The organism is Saccharopolyspora endophytica, assembly GCF_018070075.1.
Classification (GTDB): Bacteria; Actinomycetota; Actinomycetes; order Mycobacteriales; family Pseudonocardiaceae; genus Saccharopolyspora; species Saccharopolyspora endophytica.
The window spans coordinates 77,634-93,460 of the sequence record NZ_JAGPXE010000014.1; the positions used below are offsets into that span (position 1 = coordinate 77,634).

The 15,827-nt window shown below is 70.3% G+C and carries 14 protein-coding genes; 8 read left to right on the forward strand and 6 right to left on the reverse strand.

All coding sequences use genetic code 11. From position 1 onward, the window contains the following. Nucleotides 1-5: 5 nt before the first annotated feature. Nucleotides 6-2,048 carry a bifunctional aldolase/short-chain dehydrogenase gene (locus tag KBO27_RS27130; protein WP_210972689.1) on the reverse strand — a complete coding sequence of 681 codons (2,043 nt, stop codon included), beginning with the start codon at nt 2,046-2,048 and terminating at the stop codon, nt 6-8. A 37-nt stretch (nt 2,049-2,085) separates the two neighbouring features. Further along, the gene (gene rhaI, locus KBO27_RS27135) at nt 2,086-3,252 is read right to left on the reverse strand and encodes an L-rhamnose isomerase (RefSeq protein WP_210972690.1); all 1,167 of its coding nucleotides are present in this window, start codon (nt 3,250-3,252) and stop codon (nt 2,086-2,088) included. Between the two features lie 235 nt (nt 3,253-3,487). Here rhaI and KBO27_RS27140 point away from each other — a divergent pair, with 235 nt between their 5' ends. Together KBO27_RS27140 and KBO27_RS27145 are read left to right on the forward strand one after the other, a co-directional pair. Then, complete coding sequence (locus tag KBO27_RS27140; protein ID WP_210972691.1) at nt 3,488-4,771, forward strand: MFS transporter; 1,284 nt, start codon at nt 3,488-3,490, stop codon at nt 4,769-4,771. After that, a complete protein-coding gene (locus tag KBO27_RS27145) occupies nt 4,771-5,085 on the forward strand; it encodes an L-rhamnose mutarotase (RefSeq protein ID WP_210972788.1) in 315 nt (104 codons plus the stop codon). Before KBO27_RS27140 ends, KBO27_RS27145 begins: the two co-directional genes overlap by 1 nt. On the opposite strand, the gene KBO27_RS27150 is transcribed toward KBO27_RS27145, so the two are convergent. After that, a complete protein-coding gene (locus tag KBO27_RS27150) occupies nt 5,082-5,885 on the reverse strand; it encodes a maleylpyruvate isomerase family mycothiol-dependent enzyme (RefSeq protein WP_307870641.1) in 804 nt (267 codons plus the stop codon). The two genes, KBO27_RS27145 and KBO27_RS27150, sit on opposite strands and share 4 nt — an antisense overlap. 63 nt (nt 5,886-5,948) lie before the next feature. On the opposite strand from KBO27_RS27150, the gene KBO27_RS27155 reads away from it, so the two are divergent. The 4 genes from KBO27_RS27155 to KBO27_RS27170 all read left to right on the forward strand — a co-directional run bounded on the left by KBO27_RS27155 (nt 5,949) and on the right by KBO27_RS27170 (nt 10,563). Further along, entirely contained in the window at nt 5,949-7,127 is a 1,179-nt protein-coding gene (locus KBO27_RS27155; RefSeq protein ID WP_210972693.1) for an MFS transporter, read from the forward strand. 62 nt (nt 7,128-7,189) lie between these two features. After that, nucleotides 7,190-7,627 (forward strand): MaoC family dehydratase, encoded by a 438-nt coding sequence (locus tag KBO27_RS27160; protein WP_210972694.1) that lies wholly within the window; start codon nt 7,190-7,192, stop codon nt 7,625-7,627. 54 nt (nt 7,628-7,681) lie between these two features. After that, nucleotides 7,682-9,256: a flavin-containing monooxygenase gene (locus KBO27_RS27165; protein ID WP_210972695.1), complete on the forward strand. Its 1,575-nt coding sequence runs from the start codon at nt 7,682-7,684 to the stop codon at nt 9,254-9,256. A gap of 176 nt (nt 9,257-9,432) precedes the next feature. Beyond that, nucleotides 9,433-10,563, forward strand: coding sequence for a 5-methyltetrahydropteroyltriglutamate--homocysteine S-methyltransferase (locus KBO27_RS27170; protein WP_210972696.1), 1,131 nt, complete (start codon nt 9,433-9,435; stop codon nt 10,561-10,563). 43 nt (nt 10,564-10,606) lie between these two features. Here the strand turns inward: KBO27_RS27170 and KBO27_RS27175 are convergent, their stop codons facing one another. Both KBO27_RS27175 and KBO27_RS27180 read right to left on the reverse strand, forming a co-directional pair. Next, nucleotides 10,607-10,801, reverse strand: a complete 195-nt coding sequence (locus tag KBO27_RS27175) for a ferredoxin (RefSeq protein ID WP_210972697.1) — start codon at nt 10,799-10,801, stop codon at nt 10,607-10,609. 36 nt (nt 10,802-10,837) lie between these two features. Next, nucleotides 10,838-12,061 carry a cytochrome P450 gene (locus tag KBO27_RS27180; protein ID WP_210972698.1) on the reverse strand — a complete coding sequence of 408 codons (1,224 nt, stop codon included), beginning with the start codon at nt 12,059-12,061 and terminating at the stop codon, nt 10,838-10,840. A 126-nt stretch (nt 12,062-12,187) separates the two neighbouring features. Here KBO27_RS27180 and KBO27_RS27185 point away from each other — a divergent pair, with 126 nt between their 5' ends. Both KBO27_RS27185 and KBO27_RS27190 read left to right on the forward strand, forming a co-directional pair. Then, a complete protein-coding gene (locus KBO27_RS27185; protein WP_210972699.1) occupies nt 12,188-13,645 on the forward strand; it encodes an MFS transporter in 1,458 nt (485 codons plus the stop codon). Nucleotides 13,646-13,725: 80 nt separating this feature from the next. Continuing rightward, entirely contained in the window at nt 13,726-14,691 is a 966-nt protein-coding gene (locus tag KBO27_RS27190; protein WP_210972700.1) for an alpha/beta hydrolase, read from the forward strand. A gap of 141 nt (nt 14,692-14,832) precedes the next feature. Here KBO27_RS27190 and KBO27_RS27195 read toward each other — a convergent pair whose 3' ends face one another. Then, entirely contained in the window at nt 14,833-15,807 is a 975-nt protein-coding gene (locus KBO27_RS27195) for a M14 family zinc carboxypeptidase (protein WP_307870643.1), read from the reverse strand. Between the last annotated feature and the right edge of the window lie 20 nt (nt 15,808-15,827).

Below are 15,827 nucleotides of genomic sequence, written 5' to 3' on the forward strand. Positions count from 1 at the left end.
CTCCCTCAGCGCAGGAACGCCGCGGCGACACCCGCGTCGACCGGCACGTGCAGTCCCGTGGTGTGCGTGAGATCCCCGCCCACCAGCGCGAACACCGCCGCCGCCACGTGCTCCGGCAGCACCTCGCGCTTGAGGATGGTGCGCTGGGCGTAGAACGCGCCGAGCTCGTCCTCCTCCACGCCGTAGACCTTCGCCCGCTGCGCGCCCCAACCACCGGCGAAGATGCCCGAACCGCGCACCACGCCGTCGGGGTTGACGCCGTTGACGCGGATCCCGTGCTCGCCCAGCTCCGCGGCCAGCAGCCGCACCTGGTGCGCCTGATCGGCCTTCGTCGCGCCGTAGGCGACGTTGTTCGGGCCCGCGAACACCGAGTTCTTGCTGGCGATGTAGACGATGTCGCCGCCCATGCCCTGGGCGACCATCACCCGCGCCGCCTCCCGCGAGGCCAGGAACGAGCCGCGCGCCATCACGTCGTGCTGCAGGTCCCAGTCGGCGACCGTCGTCTCCAGCAGCGGCTTCGAGATCGACAGTCCCGCGTTGTTGACCACCAGGTCCACGCCGCCGAAGGCCAGCGCCGCGGCCCGGAAGGCCTCGGCGATCTGCTCCTCGTCGGTGACGTCGACGCGCACCGCGACGGCCTTGTCCGGTCCGCCGAGCTCGTCGGCCAGCGCCTGGGCGTTGTCGAGGTCGAGATCGGCCAGCACCACGCACGCGCCCTCGGCCGAGAGCCGTTGCGCGGTCGCCTTCCCGATCCCCGAGCTCGCCCCGGTGACCAGCGCGACGCGGGTCGCCAGCGGCTTGGGCCCGGGCATCCGGGCGAGCTTGGCCTCCTCCAGCGCCCAGTACTCGATGCGGAACTTCTCCGCCTCGTCGATCGGCTGGTAGGTGGAGATCGACTCCGCGCCGCGCATCACGTTGATCGCGTTGCGGTAGAACTCGGCGGCCACGCGCGCGGTCTGCGCGTCCTTGCCGAAGGAGAACATGCCGATCCCCGGCACCAGCACGATCGCCGGGTCCGCACCGCGCATCGCGGGCGAGTCGGGTTCGGCGAACCGGTCGTAGTAGGCGCGGTAGTCCTCCCGGTAGCGCTCGTGGAGCTCCTTGAGCCGGGCCACCACCTCGTCGAGGTCGGCGTCGGGACCCAGGTCGAGCACCAGCGGACGGACCTTGGTGCGCAGGAAGTGGTCCGGGCACGAGGTGCCCAGGGCCGCCAGGCGCGGGTGGTTCTCGCGCGCCAGGAATTCCAGCACCTCAGGTGCGTCGTCGAAGTGCCCGACCTGCGGGCGGTCGGTGGAGGCCAGGCCGCGGATCACCGGAGCAAGCTCGGCCGCGCGCCGCCTGCGCTGCTCCTCCGGCAGCGGCTCGAAGCCCTCGATCACCGGCCCGAACGGCTCGGGCCTGCCGCGCTCGGCGATGAACTTCTCCGCGGTGCGGATGATGTGCAGCGAGTTGCGCGCGCACTCCTCGCTGGTCGCGCCCCACGCGGTGATCCCGTGCCCGCCCAGCACCACGCCGATGGCGCTGGGGTTCGCCTCTTTGATCGCGGCGATGTCCAGGCCGAGCTGAAAACCGGGACGCCGCCACGGAACCCACGCGACCTGGTCGCCGAAGCACTCCGCGGTCAGCGCCTCACCGTCGGCGGCGGTGGCCAGCGCGATGCCGGCGTCGGGGTGCAGGTGGTCGATGTGGGCGGCCTCGACCAGCCCGTGCATGGCGGTGTCGATCGACGGTGCCGCGCCGCCCTTGCCGTGCAGGCAGTGGTCGAAGGCACCCACCATCTCGTCCTCGCGGTCCACGCCCGGGTAGACGTCGACCAGCGCCCGCAGCCGGTCCAGCCGCAGCACCGCCAACCCCGCCTCGGTCAGCGTCCCCAGATCGCCACCGGAACCCTTGACCCACATCAGCGGAACCGACCCACCGGTCACCGGGTCCGTGGCCTCGCCCTTGGCCGAGGCGTTGCCCCCGGCGTAGTTGGTGTTGCGGGGGTCCGCGCCCAGTTCGTGCGAACGCGCAAGCAGCGCAGCCACTTCGGGATGCGTCGAGCTCATGTCAAACCTCTCCGTGCTCAGCGGAACGGGAAAATCCTCAGGCGCCCCAGCCCGCGGGGGTGCCGTCCTTGCGACCGGCGATGATCTTCTCCGCGTAGCCGGAGCGGTGGTAGGCGGCGATGGGGTCGGGGTCGATGCCCATGCCCTCGCGGACTTCGGCCAGCAGCGGGCGGACGTCGGTGTTGTAGGCGTCCATCAGCACCGCGTTGGCGCCGAGGACGTCGCCCTCGCGCTGCGCGCCGGCCAGGGCGTCGCCGTCCACCAGCAGGGCTTTCGCGGTGGCCTCCTGGACGTTGAGCACCGAGCGGATCAGCGCCGGGATCTTCGGCTCCAGGTTGTGGCACTGGTCGAGCATGAACGCGACGTTCGCCGATTCCTCCAGGGCACCGGCGCGCACGATCTCGTGCATGATCCGGAACAGCTGGAACGGGTCCGCGGCACCGACCATCAGGTCGTCGTCGGCGTAGAAGCGGCTGTTGAAGTGGAACCCGCCCAGCCGCCCGCGCCCGAGCAGGAACGCCACGATGAACTCGATGTTGGTGCCCGGCGCGTGGTGCCCGGTGTCGACGAGCACCTGCGCGCGCTCGCCCAGGTCCAGGCAGTGGGCGTAGGAGGTGCCCCAGTCCGGGACGTCGGTGGCGTAGAACGCGGGCTCGAAGAACTTGTACTCCAGCAGCATCCGCTGGTCCTCGCCCAACCTGTCGTAAGCCGCGCGCAGCGCCTCCGACAGGCGCTGCTGGCGCTCGACGAGGGAGTCCTGGCCGGGGTAGTTGAGGCCGTCGGCGAACCACAGGCTCAGCGCGTCGGACCCCGTGGCGTCCATGATGTCGACGCACTCCAGCAGGTGGGCCTGCGCCTTGCGGCGGACCGCCGGGTCGGGGTTGCAGATGCTGCCGAGCCTGTACTCGTCCTCCTGGAAGGTGTTCGGGTTGATCGCGCCCAGGGACAACCCCAGGGATTCGGCGTGCGCGCCGAGCGCGGCGTAGTCGTCGACCCGATCCCAGGGGATGTGCAGCGCGACGCTGGGGGCGATGCCGGTGAAGGCGTGCACTTGGGCGGCGTCGTCGAGCTTCTCGAACGGGTCGCGCGGAACGCCCTCCTGCAGGAAGGTCTTGAACCGCGTCCCGGAGTTCCCGTAGGCCCAGGAGGGGGTTTCGATCCGCTGCGCGGTCAGCGCCGCCTTGACGGTCTTGCGGTCGGCCATCGTCGCTCCAGTGCGCGTCGCCAGTGCTTGAAACGTTTAAATCCCGTCGTTCACGGTAGGTCGCGGGTATGGCGGGAGTCAATTCCCCGAAGAGGTTTTGAGAGAACAGCCCTCGTCCATTCGGACGCTTGACGGGCGTGGGGCCGCTCTCTAGTGTGCTCGCCACATAAAACGTTTCAAGCGCCGTCTGCGACCCGGGTGCGGACGACGTCGATGAGCTGCATGAAGGACAACGATGACTTCATCCGCAGGCGTCCGGCAGAGCGAGCACGCCTCGTCAGGACAGCACTGGAAATGGTCGTTCGTAGCGGCGATGGCCAGCTACATCGATGCGGGCTCCATCGTCGCCGGCTCCGTCGCGCTCAGCGTGTGGGTCCAGGCGTACGGGCTCACCGACAGCACCGTCGGCCTGCTCGGCGCGCTGAGCTCCAACGCCATCTCGGCGGGCGTGGGCGCGCTCGTCGGCGGCTACATCTGCGACCGGTACGGGCGCAAGAAGATCTACGCCTACGACCTGCTGCTGTACATGTTCGGCACGCTGTGGCTGATCTTCGCCGTCGACACCTGGATGTTGTTCGTCGGCTACATCCTGGTCGGCCTCGCCGTCGGCGCGGACATCCCGGCCTCGTGGAGCCTGATCACCGAGTTCTCCCCGGCCCGCAAGCGCGGCAAGCTCGGCGGCCTGTCCCAAGTCATGTGGTCGTTGGGACCGATCGTGACCCTCGCGCTGGGGCTCGCGCTGCAACCGCTCGGGATGCTCGGCATGCGGCTGTTGTTCGCGAGCCTGTTCGTCGCCGCGCTGATCACCTGGTGGATGCGCCACGGCATCGGCGAATCCGCCCGCTGGGAGCAGGAAACCACCGACACCGGCCCGGTGAAGTGGGGCGCCGCGCTGCGCCCGCTGCTCACCGGCAAGGGCCTGCGGCTGTCGCTGATGCTCATCGGCATGTACGGCATCTGGAACCTCTTCGCCGGCACCAACGGCTTCTACACCCCGTACCTGCTCAAGGCGTTCGGCAGCCAGAGCGACGCCGCCAGCGTCGGGCTCCAGTGCCTGTACTTCCTGCTGGTCGCGGTGTTCACCGTGCTGGTGTTCATGCCGTTCAACGACCGGTTCAACAGGCGGTTGATGCTGGCGCTGTCCACCGTGATCCAGGCGGGCGGCATGCTGCTGCTGGCCGTGCTGCCGCTGAACTTCGGCACCGCGCTCGGGTACATCGTGGCCATCGGCATCGGCGGTGGTTTCGGCGCCCAGCACTTCTTCCAGATCTGGTCCGGCGAGCTGTTCCCGACCAAGCTGCGCAGCACCGCGCAGGGGCTGATGTTCGCCGTGGTGCGCATCGGTCTCGGCTTCTGGAGCTTCTTCGTCCCGATCATCACCGCCACCGGGTTCCAGACGCTGGCCTACATCCTGACCGCGTTCATCGTGATCAGCGGTGTCATCGGCGTCATCTGGGGGCCGAAGACCGAAGGCCTGACGCTGGAGGAGATCGAGCAGGAGCAGGGGTGGGCCAGGTGATGCAGCGGATCTGCTTCGTCCTGCACGTCAAACCCGACCGGGTCGAGGAGTACCGGCAGCGACACCGCGCGGTGTGGCCGGAGATGCGCCAGGCGCTGCACGACACCGGCTGGCGCAACTACTCGCTGTTCCTGCGTCCCGACGGAACCCTCATCGGCTACCTGGAGTGCGAGGACTTCGAGGCGTCCCGCGCGGCCATGGCGGAGAAGGAGGTCAACACCCGCTGGCAGGCGCAGATGGGCGACCTCTTCGACGGGACCGTCGCGCCCGACGAGGCGATGCGGCCCATCGAGGAGGTCTTCCACCTCGACTAGATGGTGAAGGCGAGGTGGGTGACGAGCTGCTCGCCGAGGGCCTCGTCACCGTCGAAAGCGACCGAGGGCAAGGCCTTCTCGGGATCGACGCGGCCGCCGCAGAGCCGGGTGAACACGCCCAGCGGCAGCGTGATGCGGACCGAGGCCTCCCCGGGCAGCGACTCGACCACCTTCGCCCGGCCGTCCACCGCGACGTGCAGCGCGCGGGAGCCGAGGTCGAAGGTGACGCTGGATCCGTCCGGTGCGCCACCGCGCTTGCCGACGACGAAGCCCAAGGCCGTGGTGATCTCGTCGACCGACAGGTCCGCGCACTCACCCTGCTCGCCACCGGGCAGGCCGACGGCGTCCCGGACGTCCTGCTCGTGCATCCAGCAGTCGAACACCCGGATCCGCATGAACCGCGCGTAGGTCTGCTGACCCGCCGGGGTCATCGCCGGTGCGTGGAACTCCTCGTCCGACATCGCCCGCAGCGATGCCAGCCGCGCGGAGGTGACCTCCCGGAACTTCGCCAGCACGGCCTCGTGGGACTGCGACCGGAAGTGCGCCACGTAGCGCTCGTTGCGCGCGCCGATGTCGTTGTGCACGTGCGGCAAGGACTCGACGTCCCCGCCCGCGTCCGGGGTCGGCTCACCGCTGAGCATCAGCTCGGTGCCGATGAGGTGCGCGGCGACGTCGCGCACGCGCCAGCCCGGCAGCGTCGTGTCCTGCTCCCACTGCGCGTCGTCGAGCCCGGTCAGCAGCCGGTCCAGCGCGTCCCACTCGGCGGCGAGCGCTTCCACGATCCGTTCCTTGTCCAGCACGCTCCGACACAAGCACCCCGCGCCCGTCGGGTCAACCGCGTTCGGTGAGGCAGACTGCGGGGCATGCGTTCGGGTGTGCAGCGCGGCGCGATCGCCGTGGTCCAGGTCTTCGGGCTGGCCGTGTGGTTCTCCGTGTCCGCCGTGGTCCCCACGCTCCGCCAGGAGTGGGGGATCAGCGCGGCAGCGGCGGTGTGGCTGACCGGATCGGTGCAGCTCGGGTTCGTCGTGGGCGCCGTCGGATCGTCGCTGCTGAACCTCGCCGACCGGATCCGCCCGCACCTGCTGCTGGCCACCAGCGCCGCGCTCGCCGCCGGGTGGACGTTGCTGCTCGCGGGCCTGGTCGACGGCATGGCCGCCGCGATCCCGCTGCGCTTCCTGACCGGCATGTGTCTGGCCGGGGTGTACCCGGTCGGCATGAAACTGATGGCTTCCTGGGCGCCGAGCCGGGGACGCGGTCTGGCGATGGGACTGCTGATCGCGGCGCTGACCATCGGCTCGGCGCTGCCGCACCTCATCGGCGGTCTCGGATCGCTGCCGTGGCGCGCGGTGCTGGTCGCCGCCGCCGGCACCGGGCTGCTCGGGGCGCTGGTGGCGGTGACCGTCGTGCGGCCCGGACCGCACCTCGCCGCCTCGGCGGCGGTGCACAACCCGCGCTACGCGCTGACGATGTTCGCCGAGCGCGGTCCCCGGCTGGCCAACCTCGGCTACTTCGGGCACATGTGGGAGCTCTACGCGCTGTGGACGTGGATCCCGACGTTCCTGCTGGCCAGCGAGGCCGGCCGGGAGCTGCCGGCCTCGACGGGGATCACGGTGTTCATCACCATCGGCATCGCCGGTGCCCTCGGATGCCTGCTCGGCGGGTGGGGTGCCGACCGCTACGGACGTTCCCCGGCGGCGGTGGCCGCGCTGGTGATCAGCGGTGCGTGCTGCGTCCTCTCTCCGCTGGCCTTCGACGCCGGACCCGCCGTGCTGGTGGTGTTCTGCGTGGTGTGGGGCGCGGCGGTGATCGCCGACTCGGGCGTGTTCTCCACGTCGCTGAGCGAGGCCGCCGACCCGCGGTTCGTGGGCACCGCGCTCACCGCGCAGACCGCGATCGGCTTCGCCCTGACCGTGGTCAGCATCCAGCTGGTCCCGCTGCTGGCCGACGCCGTGGGCTGGCGGTTCGCGTTCCTGCTGCTGGCGCCCGGACCGTTCGTCGGCGCGATCGCGATGGGAAGGCTCGGGACCCGGCGGGCGCGGTGAGTGGAAACGCGCCGCTCGCGCTGGTACTCACGGGGGAAACCCGGCAGACGGAGGAGGCGTTGATGAGCGACGTGTGGCCCCACGGCAAACCCCAGGTCGGCGAGACCGCCGAGCTGTCCCGCACCATCGGACCGACCGACATCCGGCTGTTCACCCAGATCAGCGGCGACCGCAACCCGCTGCACTACGACGTCGACGCGGCCGAGTCCTCGCAGTTCGGCGAGATCGTGGTGCAGGGCGGGGTGACCAGCGCGGTGCTCAACGCCGTGGTGGCCGAGAAGCTGCCCGGACCGGGAACGGTGTTCCTCAACGTGAACTGGAACTTCACCGCACCGGTCCGGCCGGGCGACACCATCACCGGCCGCGTGCAGGTCGACGAGGTCCGCGACGACAAGCCCATCACGAAGCTGACCACCACCGTCAGCCGCGACGACGGCACGACGGTGCTGGAGGGAACGGCGGTCTGCTTCACCATGGCCATGCCCGGTTCGAACGGTTAGCGTGGTGAACGGCTCGCCGAAAAGCCCTGCGCAGCAGGTAGATGAGGAGGCCGCATGCTGGACGCGATCGTCATCGGTGCCGGGTTCTCCGGGCTCTACATGCTCCACCGGCTGCGCGGGCTCGGCATGTCCGCCGCGGTCCTCGAAGCAGGCGACGGGGTGGGCGGGACCTGGTACTGGAACCGCTACCCGGGCGCCCGCTGCGACTCCGAGAGCTACTACTACAGCTTCTCCTTCGACGAGGACCTGCAGCAGGAGTGGCGCTGGAGCGAGCGGTACCCGCGCCAGCCGGAGATCCTGGCCTACCTCAACCACGTCGCCGACCGCTTCGACCTGCGCCGCGACATCCGGTTCGGCACCCGCGTCACCGCGGCGTCCTTCGACGAGGGCTGGACGGTGCGCACCGAGCGGGGTGAGGAGCTCCGGGCGCGGTTCCTGATCGGTGCCGTCGGGTGCCTGTCGTCGGCGAACGTGCCGGAACTGGAGGGCCTGGATTCCTTCGCCGGCGAGTGGTACCACACGGGTCGGTGGCCGCACGAGGACGTGGACTTCACCGGCAAGCGGGTCGGCGTCATCGGCACCGGGTCGACCGGCATCCAGGCGATCCCGGTCCTCGCCGAGCAGGCCGCGCACCTGACGGTGTTCCAGCGGACCCCGAACTTCAGCGTCCCGGCCCGAAACGCGCCGCTGGACGAGGAGTTCCAGGCCGCGGTGCGCGCGGAGTACGCCGAGATCCGCGCGCTGCAACGGCAAACCGGCAACGGCCACCCGTTCCGCATCTCGCCGCACAACGCCGTGGACACCTCGCCGGAGCAGCGGCGGGAGGTCTACGAGGCCGCCTGGCAGCGGGGCGGCCTGCGCTTCCGCGCGGCCTTCAACGACCTTCTGAGCAGCCAGGACGCCAACGACACCGCTGCGGAGTTCATCCGGGAGAAGATCCGGGAGACCGTGCGCGATCCGGAGGTCGCCGAGCGGCTGCTGCCGCACGACCACCCGTTCGCCGCCAAGCGCCCGCCCATCGACACCGGGTACTTCGAGACCTACAACCGCGACGACGTCACCCTCGTCGACGTCCGCGAGACGCCGATCGTCGAGGTCACCGAGGGCGGGGTGCGCACCAGCGCGGCCGAGCACCAACTGGACGCGCTGGTGTTCGCCACCGGCTTCGACGCGATGACGGGACCGATGCTCGGCATCGACGTCCGCGGCGCGAACGGCACCCTCGCGGAGAAGTGGCGGGACGGTCCGCAGAGCTACCTGGGCCTGCAGGTGGCGGGGTTCCCGAACCTGTTCATCATCACCGGTCCGGGCAGCCCGTCGGTGCTGACCAACATGCCGACCTCGATCGAGCAGCACGTCGACTGGATCGCGCGCTGCCTGAAAGACCTGCGCGACAACGGGTTCGAGCGCATCGAGGCCACCGAGGAGGCCGAGCGGGCTTGGGGCGAGGAGGTCCAGGCGGCGGCGGACCGGACGCTGCTCCCGCAGGCGAAGAGCTCCTGGTACCTCGGCGCGAACGTCCCGGGCAAACCCCGGGTCTTCATGCCCTACGCCGGCGGTCTCGCCCACTACGCCGCCCTCTGCGACGACGCGGCCACCCACGACTACGCGGGCTTCCACCGCTCCTGACCCTCCCGCATCGCGTTCGCTCGGGTTCGGGACATTCGTCGTGGTGGTGCCGGGACATCCGCCGAGGCGGTGGTGGGTCATCGCACCGACGATCGGGGAGTGCCGCGGATGTTTGGATTCTCGTGCGGACAAGCGCACCGGCTGAGCCGGGCGAGTCGATCGAGAGTGGGATCACCGTGACGGGACCGGAAAAGTCCAACGCCAAACGCCCGTTCCGCGCCGACCACGTCGGCAGCCTGCTGCGCCCGCAGCGGCTGCACCAGGCCAGGCAGGACCACGCCGACGGTCGCATCGATGCCGCCGAGCTGCGCGGTGTCGAGGACGAGGCGATCCGCGAGGTCGTGAAGGCGCAGCGCGACGTGGGCCTGAAGTCGGCCACCGACGGCGAGTTCCGCCGCGCCTACTGGCACCAGGACTTCATCCTGCAGCTCGACGGGATCCGCCAGGGCGACGCGACCACGACCGTGCGCTTCCAGAACGCCGACGGCGTGGTGGAGTGGCAGCCGGCCGCGCTGCAGATCGCCGGCAAGGTCGGCCTGTCCGAACCGATCTTCCTCGACGCCTTCCAGCACCTGGCCTCGGTCGCCGAGGGCGTCACGCCGAAGCTGACCATCCCGTCGCCGAGCATGGTGCACTACCGCGGCGGCAAGACGGCCCTGGACCCGGCGATCTACCCGGACGTCGAGGAGTTCTGGGGCGACCTGTCCGCCGCCTACGCCGCCGAGGTCCGCGCGCTGGCCGACGCGGGCTGCACCTACCTCCAGCTCGACGACACCAGCCTGGCCTACCTCAACGACGAGAAGCAGCGCGCGGTCATCGCCGAGCGCGGCGAGGACGCCGAGCGCCAGCACCTGCGCTACATCGAGCAGATCAACGCCGCGCTGGCCGACCGCCCGGCGGGCATGGCCATCACGACCCACCTGTGCCGGGGGAACTACCGCTCGTCGTGGGTGGCCGAGGGCGGGTACGACTTCGTCGCCGAGGCGCTGTTCGGCGAACTCGACGTCGACGGGTTCTTCCTGGAGTTCGACGACCACCGCTCGGGCGGTTTCGAGCCGCTGCGCTACGTCCCCAAGCACAAGCGCGTCGTGCTGGGTCTGGTGACGACCAAGCGCGGCGAGCTGGAGAGCAAGGACGACCTCAAGCGCCGGATCGAGGAGGCCACCAAGCACATCGACCTCGACCAGCTCTGCCTGTCCCCGCAGTGCGGTTTCTCGTCCACGGTGGAGGGCAACGCCCTGACCTACGAGGACCAGATCGCCAAGCTCCGGCTCATCGTCGAGACGGCCGCCGAGGTCTGGGGCTGACGAGTTCCGCGGCGATCGCGCCGACGATCGCCGCGGACCTCCTTCAGTCCTCGACGGTGATGGCCAGGGCCGGGCAGACCGCGGCCGCGTGGTGGACGTCGTCGGCGAGTTCGGCGCTGGGGGAGTCGGTGAGCAGGACCGCGATGCCGTCCTCGTCGCGCTGGTCGAAGACGTCCTCGGCGGCCATGACGCACTGGCCCGAGGCGACACACTTGTCCTGGTCGATGGTGACCTTCATGAGCGGGATTTCCGTTTCGTGGTGGGGTGTTCGGGTTTACCAGGTGACGGGGAGCTCGTAGACGCCGTAGACGGCGCCGTTGTGCTTGAACGGGATCTCGTCGAGCTCGACAGCGGCCCGCAGCGTCGGGATCCGCTTGTACAGCGTGCTGTAGACGACCTGCAGCTCCATCCTGGCCAGCGGCTGGCCGAGGCATTGGTGGACGCCGAAGCCGAAGGCGACGTGCCTGCGGGCGTCGCGGGTGAGGTCGAGGCGGTCGGGGTCGTCGAAGACCTCCGGGTCCCGGTTGCCGATGTCGTTGGGCATGATGACGCCCTCGCCCGCGCGGATCAGCTGCCCGCCGACCTCGATGTCCTCCAGCGCGACCCGGCGGCGCCCGTTGTGCGTGATGTGCAGGTAGCGCAGCAGTTCCTCGACCGCGCCGGCCACGACCTTGGGGTCCTCGGTCTCGCGCACCAGTGCCAGCTGCTCGGGGTGCTCCAGCAGCGCGAGGGTGCCCAGGGCGATCATGTTGGCGGTCGTCTCGTGCCCGGCGATGAGCAGCAGCACGCCCATCTGCGCGACGTCCGCGCGCTCCAGCTCACCGGCCTTCACCCGCTCGCACAGGCCGGAGAGCAGGTCGTCGCCGGGGTTGTCGAGCTTGCGGCCGACGAGGTCGTCCAGGTAACCGGTGAGGTCGCCCATCGCCTCGGCGCGCTGCTCGGGCGTGGCGTCCCTGCGGATGATGACCTTGCTGTTGTCCTGGAAGAAGTCGTGGTCGGAGTAGGGGACGCCGAGCAGTGCGCAGATCACCAGCGACGGCACCGGCAGCGCGAACGCCTCGACGAGGTCCACCGGTTTCGGTCCGGCGAGCAGCGCGTCGATCTGGTCGTCGACGATCTTCTGCACCGCGGGTCGCATCGCTTCGATGCGCTTGACGGTGAACGGCGCGGTCACCATCCGGCGCTGCCGCGCGTGCTCCGGGTCGTCCATCAGGATGAAGCTGATCTTCGAGCCGCCGGGCGGCGCGGGCACGCCGCGCGGGTAGCCGGGCCGGTCGGCGTCGGAGCTGATGCGCGGGTCGGCGAGCACCGCGCGCTGGTCGGCGTAGCGGGTCACCAGCCACGGCGTGGTGCCGTCGGCGAGCCGCACCCGGTGGATCGGTGCCTCTTCCTGCAGGGCCTTGAGCCGCGGCGGCGGGTCGAAGGGGCACCCCGACGCGCGGGTCATGGGGTATTCGGGGATCTCCGCCTCGTCGGCCGGGTGCAGCGTGTTGGTCATGCCGACCTTCCTCGTGATCGTGGTCGTGCTGACCCGAAACTAGTGGGACCGACTGGATTAAGTCAACTGACTGAATTAGGCTATCCGGGACGACACCGGACAGTTCGAACGAGAGGTTCCCCGAGCATGCGAGCAATTCCCGGCAAAGCGGAGAAATCCGCTGCTCCAGGGGAAGATCGATCGAACCTCGTGGTCCTGGTGCTGGCCTTCGCCGGCATCTCGGTCGCGATGACCCAGACCACGGTGATCCCGCTGGTGCCGATGCTCCCGGGCCTGCTGCACGCTTCCGCGGCCGACACCGCCTGGGCGGTCACCGCGACGCTGCTCGCCGGCGCCGTGGCCACCCCGGTCGTCGGGCGCCTCGGGGACATGCACGGCAAGCGGCGGATGCTGCTGATCAGCCTGGCGATGCTCATCCTCGGTTCGGCCCTCTGCGGCGTGAGCAGCTCGCTGCCGATGATCGTGATCGGCCGCGTCATGCAGGGCCTGTCCTCCGGCGTGATCGCGCTGGGCATCAGCATCATGCGCGACGAGCTCCCCGCCGAGCGGCTCGGCTCGGCGACCTCGCTGATGAGCGCCTCGCTCGGCGTCGGCGGTGCGCTGGGCCTGCCCGCTGCCGCGTTCCTCGCCGAGCGCACCGACTGGCACGTGCTGTTCTGGACCTCGGCCGCGCTCGGAGCGTTGGCCACCGCGCTCGTGGTGACCTTCGTGCCCGAGTCGCCGGTGCGCTCCGGCGGGCGCTTCGACCCGCTCGGCGCGCTCGGGCTCTCGGCCGGGCTGATCTGCCTGCTGCTGGTGGTGTCCAAGGGCGCGAGCTGGGGCTGGGGGAGCGCGACCACGCTCGGGCTCGCCGCTGCGGGCGTCGTGGTGTTCGGCGTGTGGGGCTGGTGGGAGCTGCGCGTGGCCGCGCCGCTGGTGGACCTGCGCACCATCACCCGCCGCCAGGTGCTGCTGACCAACATCGCCTCGGCGGTCTTCGGCTTCGCCATGTTCGCGATGTCCCTGGTGCTCCCGCAGGTCCTGCAGCTGCCCACCGGAACCGGCTACGGCCTCGGGCAGACCATGCTCGCCGTCGGCATCGTGATGGCGCCCTCCGGTCTGGTGATGATGGCGATGTCGCCGGTCTCGGCCCGCACCTCGAAGGCACGCGGGCCGAAGGTGACGTTGATGATCGGTGCCGTGGTCGTCGCCGCAGGGTACGGGCTCGGCGTGGTGTTCATGTCGCAGCTGTGGCAGCTGATCGTCGTCTCGAGCGTCATCGGCGCCGGGATCGGCCTGGCCTACGGTGCGATGCCCGCGCTGATCATGGGTGCCGTTCCGGTGTCGGAGACCGCTGCGGCCAACAGCCTCAACACGCTGATGCGCTCCATCGGGACCTCGGTGTCCAGCGCGGTGGCCGGGGCCGTGCTCGCGCAGATGACCACCGGCTTCGGGCCGATCACCGTGCCGTCGCAGGCGGGCTTCCAGGTGATCATGGGCATCGGCTGCCTCGCCGCCCTGGCGGCGCTGAGCATCGCGGCGTTCCTGCCCGGCAAGGAGCGGCCCGTCGAGGCCGTTCTGGTCACCGCGCGTGCGGCGCGCTGAAATCGGTTGCGGGCGGTGGTTGAATCGTTCGAGGAGCGCGGTGCGACCGGCCGCGTCGAGAGCTGCGTGAGGAATGCGTGATGAGTGAGGCTGCGCCGCCGGTCCCCTTCGACCCCGAGCTGGAGGTCTTCCTGAAGTCCATGCCCAGCACCGGGATGGGCTTCACGCTGGAGGACGTTCCGAAGCTGCGGGAGATGTCGCGGCAGTTCACCACCGACGAGCAGCTCCAGGCCGACGGGTTCACCGTCGAGCACCGCGCGGTTCCCGGGCCGCAGGGCGCTCCCGAGGTGCCGCTGGTGATCGTGCGGCCGTCCGAGGCGACCGGTCCGCTGCCGGTCGTCTACTCGATCCACGGCGGCGGCATGATCATGGGCGATCACCGGCAGGCGCTCGACGTCATGGCCACCGAGTGGGGCCGCGAGCTGGGGTGCGCGATCGTGTCGGTGGACTACCGGGTGGCGCCGGAGAACCCGCACCCCGCACCGGTTCAGGACTGCTACGCCGGGCTGAGCTGGATCGCCGAGCACGGCGCGGATCACGGCTTCGACACCGAGCGGATCGTCATGACCGGCGGCAGCGCGGGCGGCGGGCTGGCCGCCGGAGTGGCGCTGATGAGCCGGGACCTCGACGGGCCGAAGACCATCGGGCTGCTGCTGCAGGCCCCGATGCTCGACGACCGCAACGACACCCCGTCGGCGCACCAGATGCGCGGGCTGGGCATCTGGGACCAGCAGGCCAACGAGGTCGGCTGGACCGCGCTGCTCGGCGATTCCCGCGGCGGCGGCGACGTCTCGCCCTACGCGGCTCCCGCGCGCGCCGAGGACTTGTCCGGGCTGCCGCCGACGTTCATCGACGTCGGCTCCGCCGAGACCTTCCGCGATGAGGACGTCGCCTTCGCCACCCGCATCTGGCAGGCCGGCGGAGTCGCCGAACTGCACGTCTGGCCCGGTGGTTTCCACGGGTTCCGGATGTTCCCCGGAGCCCAGCTGAGCAAGTCGGCCGCCGAAACACGGACGGCGTGGCTTCGGCGCATCGTCAACACCTGAGCGGTCGCGGGTTCTGAGTCCGAACTGACCGGACACGCAGGACCTCGATCAGGCTGAACGAGCGGATTCGAATTTCGCGCGAAATTCGACCTGGAACTTCGGATGTCGAATTTCGCGCGAAATTCGAACGGCCCCCTCCGGTCAGTCGCCGGCGCGGGTGGTGGCTGCCGGGATGGGCTCGCCGCGGGGCGGGATGGCCTCGGCCTCGGCGGGGTCGACCGAGGCGACCGAGCCGTCGGCCGTGGCCTCGGCGATGGCGTGCATGGAGTCCAGCGCCGAGGTGATCTGGAACTGCTCGTGCTCCGGACCCATGTCGCTGAGCTCGATGAGCACGCTGCCGCTGCCCAGCAGGCCGTAGGCGTTGCGGGCGATGCCCTGGTAGTCGCCGCCCGGGTACTGGGAGACGTTGGCGCCACCGGCGTCCATCGCGGACCGCGCGACCACCGAGACCTGCTTGGCCAGGTTCAGCGGTTCTTCCGCGACGCCCGGAGTCGTCGGCCACATCAACGACGCGGTGATCTCACGTCCGTCGCCGCCGACGTAGCGGCCCTGCATGTGGTAGTCGACCGAGATGTGCGGCTGGAAGTCGGCGTGGTGCCGTCGGATCAGACCCGCTTCGGTCGCCGGGTTGTCCTCCGGTGCCACCGCGGGGTCGTGGTAGCGGTTGATGTCGTAGCCCTTGCCCGCTTCGCCGAACTCCGGATCGGCGTCCGGGTCGTAGTTGTAGCGCCAGTTGTGCTCGTGACCGTCGGGGTTGGCGCGCACCACCACGTCGACGGTCACCTGCTCGCGCAGCCAGCGCTGGTGCTGATCGTTGCCGATGCCGACCTCGCGCAGGAATTCCAGGGCCGCAGGGGTTCCCAGCGGCTCGTCACCGTGCTGCTGGGTGACGTAGAGGATGCGCTGCGGGCCGTGCCCGACCCGCGCGCTCCACACCGGCCGCTGCTGGTTGCTGGCGCCGATCGGGGTCACCCGGACCTCACCGCGGCTGCGGACCTGCAGGTCGAGCAGCTGCCGGGCCAGTTCCTCGGTGCTCGGCCGCGGGGCGATCTCGCGCGCCGCGCCCGCCGGAGCGACGAGCCCGAGCGCCGTCACCACGGCGATCAACGCCGACAACAGGGCACAACGTATGGAAT